Source organism: Mesorhizobium dulcispinae (assembly GCF_033977345.1).
GTDB classification, from domain to species: domain Bacteria; phylum Pseudomonadota; class Alphaproteobacteria; order Rhizobiales; family Rhizobiaceae; genus Mesorhizobium; species Mesorhizobium dulcispinae.
Genome location: NZ_JAVIIY010000001.1, coordinates 712,965 through 729,176 on the forward strand (window position 1 = coordinate 712,965; position 16,212 = coordinate 729,176).

Consider the following 16,212-nt stretch of genomic DNA (forward strand, 5'->3'; position numbering starts at 1 on the left):
CCGGTTTGCGCCCGAATAGAAGAGGCTCGCTGAGACAAGCCCTCAACCCAGCTCAGCGAGCCCGCGCCCCGACACATTACTCACAGGGACGACAGCCAGCCTTGCGGGCTGGCGTTTTTCAGCGGCATTCGTGCCGCGCGGCGCGCGCTTTGCGCGCGAGACGGCGGCGGACGCGTTGAAAGCCTTCGGCTTCAGGGCCGGCTGCAGCCCGAAGAAGGGCGCGGCTGTCCTGACGATGGTGTCGATATCGGAAAGTTCCGCCACGAAGCCCAGCTGCTCGCGTGCGAGGCGGGGATCGGCGAACAGTCCGGCCGGGTCGCCCGGCCGGCGCGGTTTATAGGCGACCGGGACCGGCCGGGCCGTGATGCGGCCGACGGCCTCGAGGATCTCCTTGATCGAGATGCCCCGGCCGGTGCCGAGATTGACGGACAGGCTGGCGCCGCCGGCCTCGAGATGCATCAATGCCATGAGATGCGCGCGGGCGAGGTCGCCGACATGGATGTAGTCGCGCACGCAGGTGCCGTCCGCCGTCTCGTAGTCGGTCCCGAACACCTCGATCGCCTCGATCATGCCGGACGCCGCCATCAGCACCCTCGGAATGAGGTGGGTTTCGGGCGTATGCCATTCGCCAAGCTCGCCTTCGGGATCGGCGCCGCAGGCGTTGAAGTAGCGAAGGATCGCGTATTTCGTGCCATAGGCCGCGGCATAGTCCTTGATGATCTCTTCGCCCATCAGCTTGCTGCGGCCGTAGGGGCTGATCGGCTTCTGCGAAGAAGCTTCGCTGACCGGCAGCGTCTCGGGCACGCCGTAGGTCGCGCAGCTCGAGGAAAAGATGATTTTGTCGATGCCGTTTGCCCGCGCGGCGTCCAGCACCGCGATGGTGCCGCCGACATTGGTCGAGTAATAGTCAGCCGGCTCGCTGACCGACTCGCCGACATAGGCAAGAGCGGCGAAGTGGACGATCGCCCGCGGCTGGTGCGCGTCGATCGCCCGCTGCAGCACCTCGGGGTCGCGGATGTCGCCGACGATCAGCGGACCCCAGGCGACGGCCTTCTCGTTGCCGCGGCCCAGATTGTCGTAAACCACCGGCAGGTAGCCCGCCGCCGAGAGCAGCTTGCAGGTATGGCTGCCGATGAACCCGGCACCACCCGTCACCAGAACGGGGTGGCGGGTCGTCATGCCGTTGCCTCCCTGGCGGAAGGCGCCTGGGCGCCGCGCGGGACGGCAAACCGGCGGCCGCCCAGGAGTGCGTCGAAATAAGACGTGGTGTGGGCAAGCCCCTCGCTCAGCGCAACCTTCGGCTCCCAGCCGAGATGCTGTTTGGCAAAGGAGATATCGGGCTTGCGCTGCCTGGGGTCGTCCACCGGCAGCGGCCGGTGCACGATGCGCGAGCGTGAATTCGTATAGTCGATGACCAGTTCGGCCAATTCCATGATGGTGAACTCGACCGGGTTGCCGAGATTGACCGGGTGCTGGGGGGCCACTCCAGCGTTCATCAGCCGTACGAAGCCTTCGATCAGGTCGTCGACGAAGCAGAAGGAGCGCGTCTGCGAGCCGCTGCCATAGACGGTGATGTCGTCACCGCGCAGCGCCTGGACGATGAAGTTCGACACCACTCGGCCGTCGTCGGGCCGCATGCGCGGGCCATAGGTGTTGAAGATGCGCGCGACGCGGACGTCGATGCCGTATGTCCGCGAGTAATCGAAAAACAGCGTCTCGGCCGAGCGCTTGCCCTCGTCGTAGCAGGAGCGCGGGCCGTGCGTGTTGACGTTGCCGAAGTAACCTTCCGGCTGCGGATGCACCAGCGGATCGCCATAGACCTCCGAAGTCGAGGCCTGGAAGATCTTGGCGTTGTGGCGCCTGGCGAGTTCCAGAAGGTTGATCGAGCCGAGCACGCTGGTCTTGAAGGTGTGGATCGGATCAGCCTGATAGTGCGGCGGAGAAGCAGGGCAGGCGAGATTGTAGATCTCGTCGACGGCAAAATCCGTGGGCAGTGCATCGACGATGTCATGTCTGATGCAGGTGAAGGACCCGTTCCGCGCGATTCCGGCCAGGTTGTAGTCCTTGCCGGTGTGGAAATTGTCCAGCGCGATGACCTCATATCCGTCGGAAAGAAGCCTTTCGCAAAGATGCGAACCTAGAAATCCGGCTCCTCCGGCAACCAGGGCGCGGCCCCGATCAAAATTGTTCCCCCTGCGACGTCCCCCCGTGTCGAGCTTCAGAACCTTGACGATCCTACTCATGGCTTCCCCTACGCGCCGCTAACACCATCCCATCGCGGCAAGGCAGGTCGCCTGGCCACGTCAGGAAAACACCAATGACGATTTCCGCTCGCACGGAATCGCCATCACTGATGTGTTTTTTTCTGAGTTCGCGGAGCTTTTGCTATACGGCTTGTTTTCGCCGCTTAGCGTCCCTTCGCCCCTAAGTCGCGATCCACGAATATGGCTGCCACCACCGCGGACTGCTCGCCCAAATTGCACACCCAACGCATACAAAGATATACCTGTGGACAGCGCAGTCAACTAAATTAGCGTTTTGTTAACCCCACTTGTTTGTGATTGGTTAACCAAGAACGCAGCGAACGCCAGGTTTCGGTCGTCCGAAGTAACGCTGTGGTGGCGACAGCGCGTAGCCTATGGGCCGGCCCTCTCACAAGGGGAGCAGCCAGAGCCGGAAGATGAAATGCGCGGCCGATCTCGTGTCATAAGAGAGAAACGCGCCAACAAAAGATCTCGCGGGAGACGCTAAGCTTTCCCGTTTTGTTTCGATGGGCAGCCGAACGCTAGATGTTCTGGACTGAAAGCGGCCCGGAACCTCTCAGGAAGCAATGCGATTGCTGTCCGAAGCCGCTCGGGCTGCAGATATGCGCGGCATTGCCAAAATAGGGGTTGGCACTCACGCTGGTGACTGCGACGGGCGCGGTTCTTGTCTGGATAACCCGATTTGGCTTCAAGTTGATCAAGGCAGCGCTGCCGCTCTGGGAGGCGCTGAATGCCCAAGGTTGTCCAAAGTTGAAGTATTGGCAGCCGGAGACTGCCAGTACCGTGCCGAGGGCAAACAAAGTATAAAGAAATTTGCTGGATTGGAGAATTTTGTTGTTGGAGGAGGGCCTGGGTTGCTTCTCGTGAGCCATGAGCATCAAAAATCCTCTTGGGCGTGTGAGACGCCCTATTTTCGAATCACTAGCCGGAATCCCGCTCCGCAAACACTATGGCAAACTTGGTTAATTTTAGCGATAGCTGATCGATCGGTTGGAAGTTTTTGCTGCCCGGCAAGGCGCGCCAGAGGGAGGCGGGGGCTGCCACACCCGCTGGTTGCCGGTCGGGGCGCGGGCCAGGTGCTCACGAGCAACGGCATGGCCCGCAACCCGCGAGCCATGCCGTTGGCTTCGGCGCTCGTTCCCGCCTCGATCCTATTCTCCGCCCATGTCCTTCTTGAACTGAGCGAAGTCGACCTGCATGCCGTTGAAGACGGTGCTCCAGCGGCGGGTCAAGGCGGCCATGGCGACGGCCTCCTGGATCTCCTCGTCGGTGGCGCCGGCGCGCTTGGCGTTCTCGGTGTCCGACCAGACGCAGTAATTGCAGGGGATTTGCGCCGCGACCGCCAGCGAGATCAACGACTTCACCTTCGGCGACAATGCCGTCTTGTCGCTGAGCTCGATGGCCTTGACCTCGGCCCAGGCGCCGGGCAGACCGGCTTTCGGGAACTGTTTTACGAAGCCGGGCACGCCGCCCATGGTCGACTGGATGTCCTTGATGGCGGCGTCATAGTCGTCGGCGCTGGCCGGCGCCGCGCTCAGCATGGTGGCAAACACGCCCGCGGCGGCCAGCAGCGAGGCGGAACGAAGGTGGGAATGCACGGTCGAGACAATGCGAATGACGGACACGGTGTTCTCCTCTGGTCTTTGTTAGCCTTACGATGTAAGGTAGTGCGGAAGATGAACCTTACAGTGTAAGTTGTCAAGCGACGCCATGGACTCACCGAGCAAAAAAATCCGAACCCGCGGAAAACTGTCCCGCGAGATGATCGAGGACGCCGCCTTCGAGGTGATCGAACGCGAAGGGCTTTCAGGCTTTTCGATGCGCAAGCTCGCCGCCAGGCTCGGCTGCGAGGCGATGAGCATCTACCATCACTTCCCCTCGCAGGCGCATCTCTACGAGGCGCTGGTCGACCGCCAGATGAGCGGGCTCGTGATCCCCGACGACAGCCTGCCCTGGCGTGAGCGGGCCCGCATCGGCATGCAGGAATTCCGTCGTGTCGCGACCGAGCATCCGGCCTTCGCGCCCTTCATCGTCGTGTACCGCATGAACTCGCCGCCCTGCCTCGCCAAGCTGAACGCCATCATCGGCCTCTTCGAGGACGGCGGCTTCGGACCCGAACTCAGCGCACGCCTGTTCCGCGCCGCCGGCTACTATCTGATGGGCGCGATCCTCGACGAGACCGCCGGCTACGCCAAGGGGCCCTCGGCGGTCACCACCGTCAGCGATGAGGATCTGGCGCGCGACTATCCCAGCATCGTGGCCGCCGGCGCCTATTTCGGCGCCGCCGGCTTCGACAAGACTTTCGAGCTTGGCCTGGAGATGTTTCTGGACGAGATGGAGCGGGTCCGCGAAGCTGCCCGAAGCGAAACCGCGCAAGACGGCGGCGATCGCGCTCATACGAAGAAATAGCCAGGACTTTCGATGCGCTTCCTCTCGGTTCTTGTTCTCATCGCCGGTGCCGCCGTCGGCGTCTTTTACCCCTGGGCGATGAGCAATTTCTCCGGCCACGCGATCGGCACATACCGCGTCTACGAGGGCGGCCGTTTCCGGCCGGTCACCGTTCAGTTCGCGGCAAGCGATGCGCCTGTCCGCGTGCTGGTCGACCTCATCGCGCGGGCCGAGCGCGTCGCTTCGCAGCAGCGCACTGTGCTGACGCTGACCGCGGCAAGCGGCGGCCGCACGGCGCTGGCCTCGACGCTCTCCTTCAACCACACCGACAATCCGCGCCAGGTGAGCCCGCAACTGCCCGACAAGATTTTTCGCGACGAGGCCGGCGTGATCGAGACGGTCACGCCGGGTGCTTATGTCTTCACCATCGGTCCGGGCGATGCCGACGGCATCGACATGCGCGCCGTCGACCTGATCTTGCGTGCCGGTACCGGCTCGATCGACGAGAGGGCGCGGCCGGCAGGCTACGCGCTGATGGGCGTCGGTCTGGCGGGGCTGGTGCTGTCGCTTGTTTTTGGCCGTGGCAACAGGCCGCCGCAGAACCCTAACTCGCAGCCGCCACCGCCGCACTGGGGCCGCGGCGGTTCGCAAAGGTAAGCGCGCATGAACTACCGCCACGCCTATCACGCCGGCAATTTCGCCGATGTCGTCAAGCACGCCGTGCTCGCTCGCCTCGTCGAATATCTCAAGCAGAAGGACAAGGCCTTCCGCGTCATCGACACCCATGCCGGCATCGGCCGCTACGATCTCGCCTCGCTGGAGGCCGGCAAGACGGGTGAGTGGCGGGGCGGCATCGGCCGGCTGTTCGAGGCCACGCTCGATCCTCGGGCGGTAGCGCTTCTTCAGCCCTATCTGGAAGCGGTGCGCGCCGAAAATCCCGATGGCGACCTGCGTCGCTATCCCGGCTCGCCGTTGGTTGTCAGGCACCTCCTGCGCAGCCAGGACCGGCTGACGGCGATCGAGTTGCACCCCGAGGACGCCACGCGGCTGAAATCGGTTTTCGCCGGCGATTTCCAGACGAGGGTGATCGAGCTCGACGGCTGGCTGGCGCTCGGCGCGCAACTGCCGCCGAAGGAAAAGCGCGGCCTTGTGCTCATCGATCCGCCTTTCGAGGAGGAGGGTGAGTTCTCCCGCCTCGTCGAAGGCCTGCGGAAGGGGCATCGGCGCTGGCCGGGCGGCATCTACGCGCTCTGGTACCCGATCAAGGACCGCAAGGCCGTGGCCGCTTTCCGCACGGCGTTGAAGGAGACGGGCATTCCAAAACTGCTCGACATCGGCTTCGAGGTCCGGCCGGCTTCGAGCGAGCCCAGCCTCGACGGCAGCGGCCTTGTGGTGGTCAACCCGTCCTACACGCTCGAGAGCGAATTGCGGCTGATGCTGCCGGCCTTGCACAAGGCACTCGCCGTCGAGCAGCCCTCGCGCTGGACGATCGAATGGCTGGCCGGCGAGTAGAGGTTAGCCGTAGTGGTGAAAATCAGACACTGGGCCCCAGCCGAGGTGTAAGATAGCGGCCGCTCGGCTCTGGGTGAGTTGAGGAGGCAACCATGCTACCTCGTACGATTTTTCTCGGCAGACTAATTGGCCTGTTCTTTATTCTCAGCGCGCTGTTCATGCTCATGCACAAGCAGTCGTTTGTCGCAACCGTGCCCAGGCTCATTCAGGACCCACCGCTGGTCCTGTTTATCGGCATGATTGCCACGGTTGCGGGTCTCGGCATGGTGCTCGGGCACAACGTCTGGGCGGGCGGAATCCTGCCTGTCGTCGTCACCCTCATCGGATGGACAATCCTGATCCGTGGCTTGCTCCTGCTCTTCCTTTCACCGGAAGCGCTGGCGACGTATTTCGAGATGTTTCATTTCGAAAGCCTTTTCTACGTCTATGCCGCGATTACGTTGGTCCTTGGACTGTACCTGACCTATGCCGCGTTCAAAGCCTTGCCGCCGCCAAACGCGGGAATCAAGGGTTAGACTCGGTCCGCTGGTGTCAATCGTCGAAGTTAAAAAGTATTTCTTGTTCCAATTAGTGATGAAAAACTTTCCTACCAAGCTATCCAATAGTTCTGAATGATCTTGAAAGCCAAACTATCTAATAGCATATTGAGGCTAGCTGTCTCACGCCGAGGTTTTTTTAGATTCTGATGCCGCCTAACATTTGCTAGAGGACGGTTCTCCCGAAGATATCTCGCAGCATCAGGGTCTAGCGTATCGTAAACTAATTCAATAACCAGTTTGCCCCAATACTTTGGACGGCCATTCAAAGCGCCCTGCCAGGTCGTAAGCGCGAAGCTACGTCGGCGCGACACCGCCCGCTAACGCCGACGGCGTGACGCCGGTCAGCCGCCGGCTCTCGCGGATCAGATGCGCCTGGTCGGCATAGCCGGCCTCGATCGCCAGCACGGCGGTCGAAGCGCTTCCAGCTTTGTCGCGCAGGCGTCGGAAGCGGTGAAAGCGCAGGATGCGGTCGAGTGTCTTCGGGCCGTAGCCGAAGGCATCCTCGAAGCGGCGCCGCAGCGTCCGCTCGCTCATATGCAGGTGGCGCTGCAGAAAAGGAACCAGCGGCGTTTGCGGCGGCAGCCCTTCGCCGATGACGTCGAAGGCTCTGCCCATCAGCGGGTCGAGCACATCGCGCCTCTCTGTATGCGCGCCGATAATATTTTCCAGTTGCCGCACTATGGCAGCGAGGTCGGGCACGGCTTCGACGCGGTCCGACAGCTCTCGTGCGCGCGTGCCCCAAAGCTGGGCGAGATCGAGCCGCGCGCCGACGATCTCGCTGGCCGGCACGCCAAGCCAGCCGGCGGCAACTCCCGGCCGGAAGCGGAAGCCGACGATCACAGAGCCGGCCGGCGGCCGCTCGATCTGCGGCTCCTTGTCCGGCCCGGCAATGCGGAACCGGCCGTCGATCCACTGCAGATCGATGGTCGCGTCCGGCGTGATGACGATCGGAGGAGCAGCCAGGTCGTCCAGGCGATGCACCCAGACCGCGGAAAAGGCGCCGGCCAGGCCTCGGCTTACGGGCCTTTCCCGAAAGAAGCCGGTGGACTGGGCCAGTACCGCTTCCATGTCGTCTCCGATCTGCCCCGGCATTTCCCAGCGGATCGACGCGGCGGTCATTTTGGCCGAAATCTTCAATGCGGGCCGCGTCGTCCGTGGCAAAACGAATGCAGCTTTATAGCGCTTCGAGCGCTTACATCAGACCGCATCCGTTTCCGAATGTGATGCCGAATATAGAAAGGAGTGAGAGAAATGAAAGCTCGCATCACCGTCCTCACGCTTGGCGTCGATGATCTCGAAGCATCGCTCAAATTCTACCGCGATGGGCTCGGCCTGCCGACCGAAGGCATCATCGGCCGCGAGTTCGAGCACGGCGCCGTCGCCTTCTTCGAGCTGGCGGGCGGCCTGAAGTTCGCGATCTTCGAGCGCTCGAGCATCGCCCACGACGCCACGGTGCCGCAGAGTGGCCGCAGCCCGACCGAACTCACCATCGGCCACAATGTGGCGAGCGAGGCCGAGGTCGACGCGGTGATGGCTGAGGCAATCAATGCCGGCGCGCGCGTGGTCAAGCCGGCGCAAAAGACTTTCTGGGGCGGCTATGCCGGCTATTTCCAGGACCCGGACGATCATCTTTGGGAGGTCGTCTATAACCCCGCTTTCATCCCCAAGGACTGAGAGACCGTTTGGAAATTCTACTCCGGTGGCCATCTGCTGGCGTTTTCTGCGCTTCCGGTGCTCACGGACCAGAAAGTCCGCTGCGCTCCGGTTCTCGAAACCACCACCATATGGCTCACCAGAGCGAATTTCGAAACGGTCCCTAGGCCGTGGGAAACCCGCAGGGAGGCCGACATGCCCATTGAAACCGTCCAGGCGATCGGCGCGCTTCTCATCGGCGGCGTGTTCGTCTTCGCCGGCATCGAGCACTTCCTGAAATTCAAGGCGATGCGCGACTATCTGGCGAGCCGGGAATTCCCGACTCCCGCCCTGATGCTGGCCGCCGGCTCGGCGCTGGAGATCGTTGCAGGGCTGATGCTGGCGCTCGGCCTTGCCGTGCCTTTCGCCGCCGGCGCGCTGGTTGTGTTCACGGTGGCGACGAACGTCATGCTGCTGCGTTTCTGGGCCTGCGAGGAGCCGGAGCGGCAGGTGCTGCGCAATGCCTTCCTGATCAACCTGGCCGTCGTCGGTGGATTGCTGGTGTCGGGAACGGTCTGACAATCAGGCGGCATCCGCAACGATCATTTGGGAAACCATTGTTTTCACAACCGCTTGACCGCCGCCAAGCGAATCCGCACAGTGCGTACAACCTACCTTGAGAGGCTGTCATGACTCGCTTCGCTCATTCCGCCCTTGCCGCGCTGATTTCGTTTTTGACGCCGCTTGGCACTTCGCTTGGCTTCACCCAGGCTGCGCACGCCGCCGATTTGGCCGTCTACACCGAGGATGACGGCGGTGTCTGCGGCGAAAGCTGGGTGCTGAACAAGATCACCGACCGCTTCGCCTATCAGGTCAAGCACGTGCCGCATCTGCCCGATGTCGCGATCACCGACTTCCACCGCATCCACCAGCACCGCTACCTGCCGGCGAGCGACGAATGGCCGATCGGCCGCCGTTATTGCGGCGCCACCGTCAGCCTGTCGGACGGCCGCGCCCGCACCATCTGGTACCTGATCGAGGAAGGCCAGGGCTTTGCCTCGATCGGCGACAATGTCGAGTTCTGCGTCTCCGGCTTCGACCGCTGGATGGTCTATAACGGCCGCTGCCGCGTGCTCAGATAATTGATGATGACCGGTAGACAGTGAGGTAGTCGCTCTACGACGCCCTCCTCTGGCCTGCCGGCCATCTCCCCCACTTGGGGGGAGATTGGCAGCTTCGCCGGCCTGCTCCCCCCTGTACGTTCGAGATTGGCGAAAGCCAGCGCGACTTCCGACCTTCCCCCAAGTGAGGGAGATGCCTGACAGGGCAGAGGGGGGCTGTCCCGCCAGCCTATCATTCTTATCGAACCTCGATGTTCTCCCGAACGCCGCAACCATCGGCGCGGGCGAGCATCAGAGCCCGCTCCCTCTCATTGCTGGTCAGTTCGGCGGCGCGGCGAAATTCGGCGCGGGCTTCGGCGGTCCGCCCAAGTTTCTCCAGCAGGTCGCCGCGCACCGTAGGCAACAGATGCAAATCCTTTAGCCGCGGCTCGTCCCGCAGCGCGTCGGCGACGGCGAGCCCCTGCGCCGGTCCGAACGCCATGCCGACCGCAACCGCGCGGTTGACTTCGACGATGGGTGAGGGCGCCGCGAGCGCCAGCGCCTGGTAATAGGCGGCGATGGCGATCCAGTCGGTGTCGGCGGAGCTCACCGCGCGAGCGTGGCAGGCGGCGATCATCGCCTGCAGCAGGTAAGGGCCGGGCGTCGGCGTGAGCGCCATCGCGCGATTGAGGCCGTCGAGGCCGCGCCGGATCAGCGACCAGTCCCAGCGGCTGCGGTCCTGGTCGAGCAGAAGGATCGGATTGCCCGCTTTGTCGGTCCGGGCGGCAAAGCGCGAAGCGTTGAACTCCATCAGGGCGACCAGCCCGAGCGCCTCGGGCTCTTCCGGCACCAGCGTTGCCAGCAGGCGACCGAGGCGCAACGCCTCGCCGCTGAGATCGGCGCGCAGCCATTGCGGCCCTGCCGACGCTACATAGCCTTCGTTGAAGATGAGGTAGACCACCTCCAGCACGGCACCGAGGCGTTCGCGCCGCTCTTGCCCACGCGGCGTCTCGAACGCAATGCCGGCATCGCGCAGCGCCCGCTTGGCGCGCACGATGCGCTGGGCGATCGTGGTTTCGGGCACCAGGAAGGCACGGGCGATCTCGGGTGTCGTGAGCCCGCCCAGCATCCGCAGGGCAAGAGCCGCGCGCTGCTCGGCCGGCAGCACCGGGTGGCAGGCGGTGAAGATCAGCCGCAAAAGGTCGTCATCGATATCCTCGTCGAGCGCCGCCTCGATGTCGGGCATCGCGCGCTCGAGCTCGGCGAGGTCGATCGCCAGCTCGCGATGCTTGCCGTCGAGCATCACGGTGCGGCGCAGCCGGTCGAGCGCCCGGTTGGTGGCGACCCGCGCCAGCCAGGCGGCCGGCTTGCGCGGGAAGCCATCCGCGGGCCAACGCTCCAGCGCCTCCAGGAAGGCATCCTGCACGACCTCCTCGGCCAGCCCGACATCGCGCAGGTCGCGGGTGAGCCTGGCGGCGAGTTTTGGTTGCTCGATCCGCCAGACCGCTTCGATGGTTGCGGTTGCAGTCAACCCTTCAGCCCGCTGAAGCCTTCGGCTGCCTTCTGCACGTCCTCGGGGAAATCGCTCAGCTCCTGGACGCGGCGGACCTCGATCACGTCATTTTCCCCGGCCGGGCAGCGTCGCGCCCATTCGATGGCCTCCTCGCGCGAGCGCACGTCGATCATCCAGTAGCCGCCGAGCACTTCCTTCACCTCCGCGAAGGGGCCGTCGATGACCGCCGGCTTGCCGCCCTTGAAGGACACCCGCGCGCCCGTCGACGGCGGATGCAGCCCGTCGAGCGCGAGCAGCACGCCGGCCCGCTTCAGCTCCTCATTGTATTTCATCATCTCCTCCACCGCCTTGGCGCTGGGCATTGCGTCGGGAGTCGCGGTTGCGTAGCCGCCGGGGATCATAAGCATCATGAAGCGCATAGGTATCTTCCTCTCGGTTGTGTTGGTTCCATCCTATGACGAACGAGGATCGGCGGAATCGACGGCGGCGCGAAAATTAAATCCGCCGAACGGGCCGTGTCGGCGCCTGCGCTGTCGTTGCGCTCGGCGCAATCTGCCTTGGCTATCAGGGTTGATTGCGCCGATCGCCGGATCTCGCCGCCGTCACGCCCGCGTGCCCTGGCCGGACAGATAGGCGCAGATCAACTCGCCGAGCTGCTTCTGCAGTTCCGGCGCATCGAGCATGTTGCGGCGCGCCGCATTGTGGATCACGCCCTCAACGGCGGAGGAGAGCACGCGCGCCACGGTCTCGGTGTCCTTCAGGCGTCGGCGGTATTGCGCGACGGCCGCCGCATAGTGCTCGAGGTAGCGGGCCTGGAACGAGGCATGCGCGGCGCGCGAGCCGCGGTCGCCCGGCGCCTCATCGAGCAGCACCTGATGCAGCGTCGGGTGGATGCTGTGCGCGGCGATCATGCCGCGCACCAGCTCGCGCGCGAATTGCCTGAGCGGCTTCTCCTCGGCCACGGCTTCGCGGATGACCGACAGCACATGATCGAAGTGGCGGCGGCGGATTGCGTCGACCAAAGCGAGCTTGTCGGGAAAATATTGATAGAGCGAGCCGATGCTCACGCCTGCCGCCTCGGCCACCTTGTTGGTGCTGAAGCCCGCCCAGCCGATCTCGCTCAGAACGCGAGCTCCTGCTTCAATTATCGCCTCGACGGTGGCGAGCGAGCGCGCCTGGCGCGGCTCCTTGCGCATGCGCGGGCCTGGCTTTGCAATGCGAGTAGCCATCCTGGCCGACCTCCCAGAAATATAAACAAGATACTCGCATTTTGTCCGAGAGCAATTCCAGGAAAAGTGCATGGTGGTTTCCGTCCGGAATTGCGATGAGCAAAGGAAGCGCAATTCCAGGAAAAGTGCGCAGCGCCTTTCCGTTCAGAATTGCGACGAGCAAAGAAAGCGCGCCAGACGGAGCCTTTGCGCCGTCTGCAGCGGGAGCCTGAGCTGCTCGACGCTCCGAGCGGCGGCTGTTAAATACGAGCGATAAGCTCACTTTTTAGCGCGCAAGGTTTGCCGTCGCGCTGGGTTGGCTTTGCTTCGCTTCGACCTGTAGAACTTTCTTCTGGACAAGATGTAACGCGCGATTTGGACTACGTTGTCCATTATGAGCAATCCGCTCACATTCTGCGCTCTACGCGGCGCCAATATGTCCGGATGATCCGGCGATAGAGGGCATCGGGAATTCTCGGTGGCGCAATTTCACTTCGACTGGCAAAGATTCGCTGTCGATTTTTGCGTCGATACCCTTGTCAGCGCGTCTCGCGTAACCAAAATTCAATAACTGAAATTCATTGTGTTGCTTCGCTGGCTAGATAGCCGCGAGTCAGATATGCATGAGCACGCCGGGTCACTCACGACCTTCGGCAAAACGCAAGGGGCATCGCATGGCAAAGACGACAACCAAGGCGCCGGCGGCGAAAGCGCCGGCAAAGAAAGCGGCACCGAAAGCTGCCGCGAAACCTGCAGCAGTGAAGAAGGCAGCACCGAAGGCAGCAGCCAAGCCCGCCGCCAAGGCAGCGGCGAAGCCCGCCGCCGCCAAGAAGCCGGCACCGAAGGCAGCAGCCAAGCCCGCCGCCAAGGCAGCAGCGAAGCCCGCCGCCGCCAAGAAGCCGGCAGCGAAGGCAGCGGCCAAGCCCGCCGCCAAGGCGCCAATGAAAGCAGCAGCCGCCAAGTCGACGGCAGCGGTGAAGAAGGCTGCGCCTGCAAAGAAGGCGCCGGCCAAGAAGTAATCGCGTCGCTTTGCTGGCGACGGGGAAAGGGTGAGGGCGGGCGCCGTCGGCGTCCCTCTCGCCAGTTCGGCGTCACAGCGGACAAAGTGGATCGGCAAACGCCTTTCCTGAAAGCTCCTGGAAATTTGCCGCCCGGCAAACTTCCGGGAGCTTTTTTGTTGTCCGGCTTCCGCCGCCTTTGTTGTCGCAACATTGGCTATTCGGTTTCACGGCGCTGGCCGTTGCTCTGGCAAGCGCATTCGGTCAACAGTGGGCGCAAATAACTGGGAAAACGATCATGCCGAAGCTGCTCTACGCCTCCACGTCTCCTTACAGCTCGAAGGTCCGCATGGCCGCCGCCTATGCCGGCATCGCCATCGACCTCGTGCCGGTCAAGACGGAGGACAAGCCGGCGGAGCTGATATCGGCGAATCCGCTGGGCAAGATCCCGGTGCTGGTGCTGGAGGACGGCCGCACGGTCCATGACAGCCGGGCGATCACCCAATATCTCAACAGGCTGTCGAAGAACGCGCTGTTCCCGCGCAATCCCGACAAGCGGCTCGAGGCCGAAGTGCTGGAGGCGCTGGCCGACGGCATCTGCGACTGCGCGCTGTCGATGGTCTATGAGCGGCGCACGCGCCCGGATGCCATGGTCTATCAACCCTGGCTCGACCGGCAGTGGGCGAAGATCACCGCAGCGCTCGATTTCCTCAACGCCAACCCGCCGAAGCTGCCCAAGAAGATCACCGCCGGCCAGATGGCGCTGCGCGCCACCCTCGGCTATCTCGCATTGCGCTTCGGCGGCCAGTGGGAGAAGGGCCGCGGCCGGCTTACCCGCTGGGCTGCGCGCTTCGACGAGAAGTTTCCGGAGCTGAAGGGATGCGTGCCGGGGTGAAGGCGCCTCTCCTTCTCCCCTTGTGGGAGAAGGTGGATCGGCGCGATAGCGCCGAGACGGATGAGGGGTGCTGGAGGGAATGAGGCGTGTTAAAAGTGGAAAGGTTTTGATCGCTACGTCGTCAAGGTAGAGATCCGTCCAACACCCCTCATCCGACCGAGCTTCGCTCGGCCACCTTCTCCCACAAGGGGAGAAGGGAGGGGCAAATCGCGGAGGGCTGTGCATGGCCAAGTCAGTCATCAAAACCAGCACCGGCGATCCCATGGTCGAGCGCCTGCGCGCCGCGCTAGGCCAGCGTGCCTTCACCGAACAGAAGATGTTCGGCGGCACCTGCTTCATGATCAACGGCAACATGCTGATCGGCACCTCGAAGCGCGGCTTGCTGGTGCGTGTCGGCAAGGAAGGGCACGCGGCCGCAGCCGCACAGCCCCACGCGCGGCCGATGGAAATGGGCGGTCGCGCGATGGAAGGCTATGTCCATGTCGCGCCGGAGGGCACTGCGAGCGAAGCCGATCTCGCCGGCTGGCTCGACCGTGCGCTCGCCTTTGTCGAAACACTGCCGCCGAAGGTCAAGCCGGCCAAGGTCGCAAAGAAACGCGCGTGAGGAGATCGCGCAGCCTACCCTGTGCCGCATCGGCCGATGTCGGACCGGCTCGGCAAATGGGAGGGAGCGATGGCATTTCTGGCGGGGCATTGCATGTGCGGGGCGGTCACCTGGACATATTCCGGGAATATCACGCGTAACCTGGTCTGTTACTGCGCCGATTGCCGGCGCGCCACGTCCGCTCCGTTGACGGCCTTCCTTGGCATGAGGCCGGAGCAACTGAGCTGGACCGGTGACATCAGGCACTATGAAAGCAGCCCGGACACTTTTCGCGGGTTCTGCCCGTCCTGTGGCACGAGGCTCTATTTCCGTTCCGATAGATGGCCTCACGAGATTCACGTTCACGCCGCCACCATGGCGAATCCGGAGGATTACCTGCCGGACGCGCAGGTCTTCATGCCCTCGCGCGCGAAATGGCTCGACCAGTTGCCGTCGCTTCCTGCCCATGAGGGCTTCCAGGAACAACCGTCAGGCAATTCGCCCGCCAAAACACGGTGAGGTTGGGGGCGACGGTGCCTGGGGCAGCCTGAGGTGGCGGTAGAGCAGCAGCGGCCATTTTGAGGGCGGGTGGAGAGGGTGGCCCCTGATCGTTCCTTCTCCCCGTAGGAGAAGATGGCCGAGCGAAGAAAAGGAAGGGTTGCTCAGTCCAACAAAAAAAGCCGGGCGCAAGGCCCGGCTTTTTCCGTGTCGTGGCTTGAACGACTTAGAACTTCATACCGACGCCGAAGGTGACGCGGTTGTCCTTGGACTTGACGTTGCCAAGAGCGCCAAAATCCTTGTCGCCGTAGTCGGTGTAGCGGTACTCGACGCGGCCGAACACGTTGTCCGTGATCTTGATGTCGGTGCCGACACCGGCCGTCCAGCCGAGCATCGCCTTGCTCTCGTCGGTCGAGGTGACGCTATCCGTGATCTTCTGGTTCTTGGCGGCGAGACCGCCGGTGCCATAGAGCAGGATTTCGGGAGTCACGGCATAGCCGAGGCGAGCGCGCAGCGAGCCTTCGAGGCCGCCCTTGGCATTGATGCCGGCGCTGTCGCCCTTGACGCCGTTGTAGCCGAGGTCGGCTTCAGCGCCGTAGACGAAGTTGTCCTGCTGCCACTGATAGCCGCCGAAGACGCCGCCGATGAAGCCCTTGGTCTTCACGTTGACGCCGGCGTCGCGGGCATCTGCATGGCCGCTGAAGCCGTAGCCGAGGCTGATACCGGCATAGGGGCCGGCCCAGGAAGCGACGGGGAGTTCGGCGACCGGGGCGGGGGCCGGCGGCTCTTCCTGAACCACGTCTGCGGCATAGGCGGTACCGCCGAGGGCGAAGAGCCCGAGCGCAACCGCCAGCGGCCGCGCAAACTTGAGATTGGCTTGCATTGTTGTTTACTCCTTAAGCCACAAGACACGAGGCTTTTTATGTTCATGAATACCCCGGCCCGTCCGGGGGGATAAACGGGCCTGGCGTTCAACGGTTCCAAATGTCGTGCTGAAATACGGCTGAAGCGAACCTGAACTTGGGTCATTCCCCGGCGCGAATGAGGCCGAAAGGTGACGTTGCATCTTCGCAACAGCGAAT

The 16,212-nt window shown here is 63.4% G+C and carries 21 protein-coding genes; 11 read left to right on the forward strand and 10 right to left on the reverse strand.

What is annotated here, in order from left to right; translation table 11 throughout:
• Positions 1 to 42: 42 nt before the first annotated feature.
• The 4 genes from galE to RFN30_RS03285 all read right to left on the reverse strand — a co-directional run bounded on the left by galE (position 43) and on the right by RFN30_RS03285 (position 3,889).
• On the reverse strand, positions 43 to 1,179 hold the full coding sequence (gene galE, locus RFN30_RS03270) for a UDP-glucose 4-epimerase GalE (protein WP_320260683.1): 1,137 nt from the start codon (positions 1,177 to 1,179) through the stop codon (positions 43 to 45).
• The gene (locus tag RFN30_RS03275) at positions 1,176 to 2,243 is read right to left on the reverse strand and encodes a UDP-glucuronic acid decarboxylase family protein (protein ID WP_320260684.1); all 1,068 of its coding nucleotides are present in this window, start codon (positions 2,241 to 2,243) and stop codon (positions 1,176 to 1,178) included. Before RFN30_RS03275 ends, galE begins: the two co-directional genes overlap by 4 nt.
• Positions 2,244 to 2,785: 542 nt before the next feature.
• Positions 2,786 to 3,136 (reverse strand): hypothetical protein, encoded by a 351-nt coding sequence (locus RFN30_RS03280; protein WP_320260685.1) that lies wholly within the window; start codon positions 3,134 to 3,136, stop codon positions 2,786 to 2,788.
• A 279-nt stretch (positions 3,137 to 3,415) separates the two neighbouring features.
• Positions 3,416 to 3,889 (reverse strand): carboxymuconolactone decarboxylase family protein, encoded by a 474-nt coding sequence (locus tag RFN30_RS03285; RefSeq protein ID WP_320260686.1) that lies wholly within the window; start codon positions 3,887 to 3,889, stop codon positions 3,416 to 3,418.
• Positions 3,890 to 4,025: 136 nt separating this feature from the next.
• On the opposite strand from RFN30_RS03285, the gene RFN30_RS03290 reads away from it, so the two are divergent.
• The 4 genes from RFN30_RS03290 to RFN30_RS03305 all read left to right on the forward strand — a co-directional run bounded on the left by RFN30_RS03290 (position 4,026) and on the right by RFN30_RS03305 (position 6,679).
• Positions 4,026 to 4,673 (forward strand): TetR/AcrR family transcriptional regulator, encoded by a 648-nt coding sequence (locus tag RFN30_RS03290; protein ID WP_320260687.1) that lies wholly within the window; start codon positions 4,026 to 4,028, stop codon positions 4,671 to 4,673.
• A gap of 12 nt (positions 4,674 to 4,685) precedes the next feature.
• Positions 4,686 to 5,309, forward strand: a complete 624-nt coding sequence (locus RFN30_RS03295; RefSeq protein ID WP_320260688.1) for a hypothetical protein — start codon at positions 4,686 to 4,688, stop codon at positions 5,307 to 5,309.
• Between the two features lie 6 nt (positions 5,310 to 5,315).
• Entirely contained in the window at positions 5,316 to 6,164 is an 849-nt protein-coding gene (locus RFN30_RS03300) for a 23S rRNA (adenine(2030)-N(6))-methyltransferase RlmJ (RefSeq protein ID WP_320260689.1), read from the forward strand.
• A gap of 92 nt (positions 6,165 to 6,256) precedes the next feature.
• Complete coding sequence (locus RFN30_RS03305; RefSeq protein ID WP_320260690.1) at positions 6,257 to 6,679, forward strand: hypothetical protein; 423 nt, start codon at positions 6,257 to 6,259, stop codon at positions 6,677 to 6,679.
• A 71-nt stretch (positions 6,680 to 6,750) separates the two neighbouring features.
• Here the strand turns inward: RFN30_RS03305 and RFN30_RS32360 are convergent, their stop codons facing one another.
• Both RFN30_RS32360 and RFN30_RS03310 read right to left on the reverse strand, forming a co-directional pair.
• Positions 6,751 to 7,014, reverse strand: coding sequence for a P63C domain-containing protein (locus tag RFN30_RS32360; protein WP_430698559.1), 264 nt, complete (start codon positions 7,012 to 7,014; stop codon positions 6,751 to 6,753).
• On the reverse strand, positions 6,998 to 7,822 hold the full coding sequence (locus RFN30_RS03310; RefSeq protein ID WP_320260691.1) for an AraC family transcriptional regulator: 825 nt from the start codon (positions 7,820 to 7,822) through the stop codon (positions 6,998 to 7,000). Before RFN30_RS03310 ends, RFN30_RS32360 begins: the two co-directional genes overlap by 17 nt.
• A 132-nt stretch (positions 7,823 to 7,954) precedes the next feature.
• On the opposite strand from RFN30_RS03310, the gene RFN30_RS03315 reads away from it, so the two are divergent.
• From RFN30_RS03315 to RFN30_RS03325, 3 genes are all read left to right on the forward strand, one after another.
• On the forward strand, positions 7,955 to 8,377 hold the full coding sequence (locus RFN30_RS03315; protein ID WP_320260692.1) for a VOC family protein: 423 nt from the start codon (positions 7,955 to 7,957) through the stop codon (positions 8,375 to 8,377).
• A gap of 174 nt (positions 8,378 to 8,551) precedes the next feature.
• Entirely contained in the window at positions 8,552 to 8,914 is a 363-nt protein-coding gene (locus RFN30_RS03320; RefSeq protein WP_320260693.1) for a DoxX family protein, read from the forward strand.
• A gap of 110 nt (positions 8,915 to 9,024) precedes the next feature.
• Entirely contained in the window at positions 9,025 to 9,477 is a 453-nt protein-coding gene (locus tag RFN30_RS03325; RefSeq protein ID WP_320260694.1) for a hypothetical protein, read from the forward strand.
• A 217-nt stretch (positions 9,478 to 9,694) separates the two neighbouring features.
• Here RFN30_RS03325 and RFN30_RS03330 read toward each other — a convergent pair whose 3' ends face one another.
• From RFN30_RS03330 to RFN30_RS03340, 3 genes are all read right to left on the reverse strand, one after another.
• Entirely contained in the window at positions 9,695 to 10,966 is a 1,272-nt protein-coding gene (locus RFN30_RS03330; protein WP_320260695.1) for an RNA polymerase sigma factor, read from the reverse strand.
• Positions 10,963 to 11,367 (reverse strand): YciI family protein, encoded by a 405-nt coding sequence (locus RFN30_RS03335; RefSeq protein WP_320260696.1) that lies wholly within the window; start codon positions 11,365 to 11,367, stop codon positions 10,963 to 10,965. The genes RFN30_RS03330 and RFN30_RS03335 overlap by 4 nt, the downstream gene beginning before the upstream one ends.
• Before the next feature lie 183 nt (positions 11,368 to 11,550).
• Positions 11,551 to 12,144 (reverse strand): TetR/AcrR family transcriptional regulator, encoded by a 594-nt coding sequence (locus RFN30_RS03340; protein WP_320260966.1) that lies wholly within the window; start codon positions 12,142 to 12,144, stop codon positions 11,551 to 11,553.
• A 686-nt stretch (positions 12,145 to 12,830) separates the two neighbouring features.
• On the opposite strand from RFN30_RS03340, the gene RFN30_RS03345 reads away from it, so the two are divergent.
• The 4 genes from RFN30_RS03345 to RFN30_RS03360 all read left to right on the forward strand — a co-directional run bounded on the left by RFN30_RS03345 (position 12,831) and on the right by RFN30_RS03360 (position 15,151).
• Positions 12,831 to 13,175 (forward strand): hypothetical protein, encoded by a 345-nt coding sequence (locus tag RFN30_RS03345; protein ID WP_320260697.1) that lies wholly within the window; start codon positions 12,831 to 12,833, stop codon positions 13,173 to 13,175.
• 277 nt (positions 13,176 to 13,452) lie between these two features.
• Entirely contained in the window at positions 13,453 to 14,049 is a 597-nt protein-coding gene (locus RFN30_RS03350; RefSeq protein ID WP_320260698.1) for a glutathione S-transferase, read from the forward strand.
• A 223-nt stretch (positions 14,050 to 14,272) separates the two neighbouring features.
• Positions 14,273 to 14,653 (forward strand): TfoX/Sxy family protein, encoded by a 381-nt coding sequence (locus tag RFN30_RS03355; protein ID WP_320260699.1) that lies wholly within the window; start codon positions 14,273 to 14,275, stop codon positions 14,651 to 14,653.
• A 69-nt stretch (positions 14,654 to 14,722) separates the two neighbouring features.
• The gene (locus tag RFN30_RS03360) at positions 14,723 to 15,151 is read left to right on the forward strand and encodes a GFA family protein (protein WP_320260700.1); all 429 of its coding nucleotides are present in this window, start codon (positions 14,723 to 14,725) and stop codon (positions 15,149 to 15,151) included.
• Between the two features lie 205 nt (positions 15,152 to 15,356).
• Here RFN30_RS03360 and RFN30_RS03365 read toward each other — a convergent pair whose 3' ends face one another.
• Positions 15,357 to 16,013 (reverse strand): outer membrane protein, encoded by a 657-nt coding sequence (locus tag RFN30_RS03365; RefSeq protein ID WP_320260701.1) that lies wholly within the window; start codon positions 16,011 to 16,013, stop codon positions 15,357 to 15,359.
• Between the last annotated feature and the right edge of the window lie 199 nt (positions 16,014 to 16,212).

What these genes read in the sequence shown, in the direction of transcription:
- galE (WP_320260683.1), bottom strand. Translation starts at nt 1,179, where the DNA reads ATGACGACCCGCCACCCCGTTCTGGTGACGGGTGGTGCCGGGTTCATC.
- RFN30_RS03275 (WP_320260684.1), bottom strand. Translation starts at nt 2,243, where the DNA reads ATGAGTAGGATCGTCAAGGTTCTGAAGCTCGACACGGGGGGACGTCGC.
- RFN30_RS03280 (WP_320260685.1), bottom strand. Translation starts at nt 3,136, where the DNA reads ATGGCTCACGAGAAGCAACCCAGGCCCTCCTCCAACAACAAAATTCTC.
- RFN30_RS03290 (WP_320260687.1), top strand. Translation starts at nt 4,026, where the DNA reads ATGATCGAGGACGCCGCCTTCGAGGTGATCGAACGCGAAGGGCTTTCA.
- RFN30_RS03295 (WP_320260688.1), top strand. Translation starts at nt 4,686, where the DNA reads ATGCGCTTCCTCTCGGTTCTTGTTCTCATCGCCGGTGCCGCCGTCGGC.
- RFN30_RS03300 (WP_320260689.1), top strand. Translation starts at nt 5,316, where the DNA reads ATGAACTACCGCCACGCCTATCACGCCGGCAATTTCGCCGATGTCGTC.
- RFN30_RS03305 (WP_320260690.1), top strand. Translation starts at nt 6,257, where the DNA reads ATGCTACCTCGTACGATTTTTCTCGGCAGACTAATTGGCCTGTTCTTT.
- RFN30_RS03310 (WP_320260691.1), bottom strand. Translation starts at nt 7,822, where the DNA reads ATGACCGCCGCGTCGATCCGCTGGGAAATGCCGGGGCAGATCGGAGAC.
- RFN30_RS03315 (WP_320260692.1), top strand. Translation starts at nt 7,955, where the DNA reads ATGAAAGCTCGCATCACCGTCCTCACGCTTGGCGTCGATGATCTCGAA.
- RFN30_RS03320 (WP_320260693.1), top strand. Translation starts at nt 8,552, where the DNA reads ATGCCCATTGAAACCGTCCAGGCGATCGGCGCGCTTCTCATCGGCGGC.
- RFN30_RS03325 (WP_320260694.1), top strand. Translation starts at nt 9,025, where the DNA reads ATGACTCGCTTCGCTCATTCCGCCCTTGCCGCGCTGATTTCGTTTTTG.
- RFN30_RS03335 (WP_320260696.1), bottom strand. Translation starts at nt 11,367, where the DNA reads ATGCGCTTCATGATGCTTATGATCCCCGGCGGCTACGCAACCGCGACT.
- RFN30_RS03340 (WP_320260966.1), bottom strand. Translation starts at nt 12,144, where the DNA reads ATGCGCAAGGAGCCGCGCCAGGCGCGCTCGCTCGCCACCGTCGAGGCG.
- RFN30_RS03345 (WP_320260697.1), top strand. Translation starts at nt 12,831, where the DNA reads ATGGCAAAGACGACAACCAAGGCGCCGGCGGCGAAAGCGCCGGCAAAG.
- RFN30_RS03350 (WP_320260698.1), top strand. Translation starts at nt 13,453, where the DNA reads ATGCCGAAGCTGCTCTACGCCTCCACGTCTCCTTACAGCTCGAAGGTC.
- RFN30_RS03355 (WP_320260699.1), top strand. Translation starts at nt 14,273, where the DNA reads ATGGCCAAGTCAGTCATCAAAACCAGCACCGGCGATCCCATGGTCGAG.
- RFN30_RS03360 (WP_320260700.1), top strand. Translation starts at nt 14,723, where the DNA reads ATGGCATTTCTGGCGGGGCATTGCATGTGCGGGGCGGTCACCTGGACA.
- RFN30_RS03365 (WP_320260701.1), bottom strand. Translation starts at nt 16,013, where the DNA reads ATGCAAGCCAATCTCAAGTTTGCGCGGCCGCTGGCGGTTGCGCTCGGG.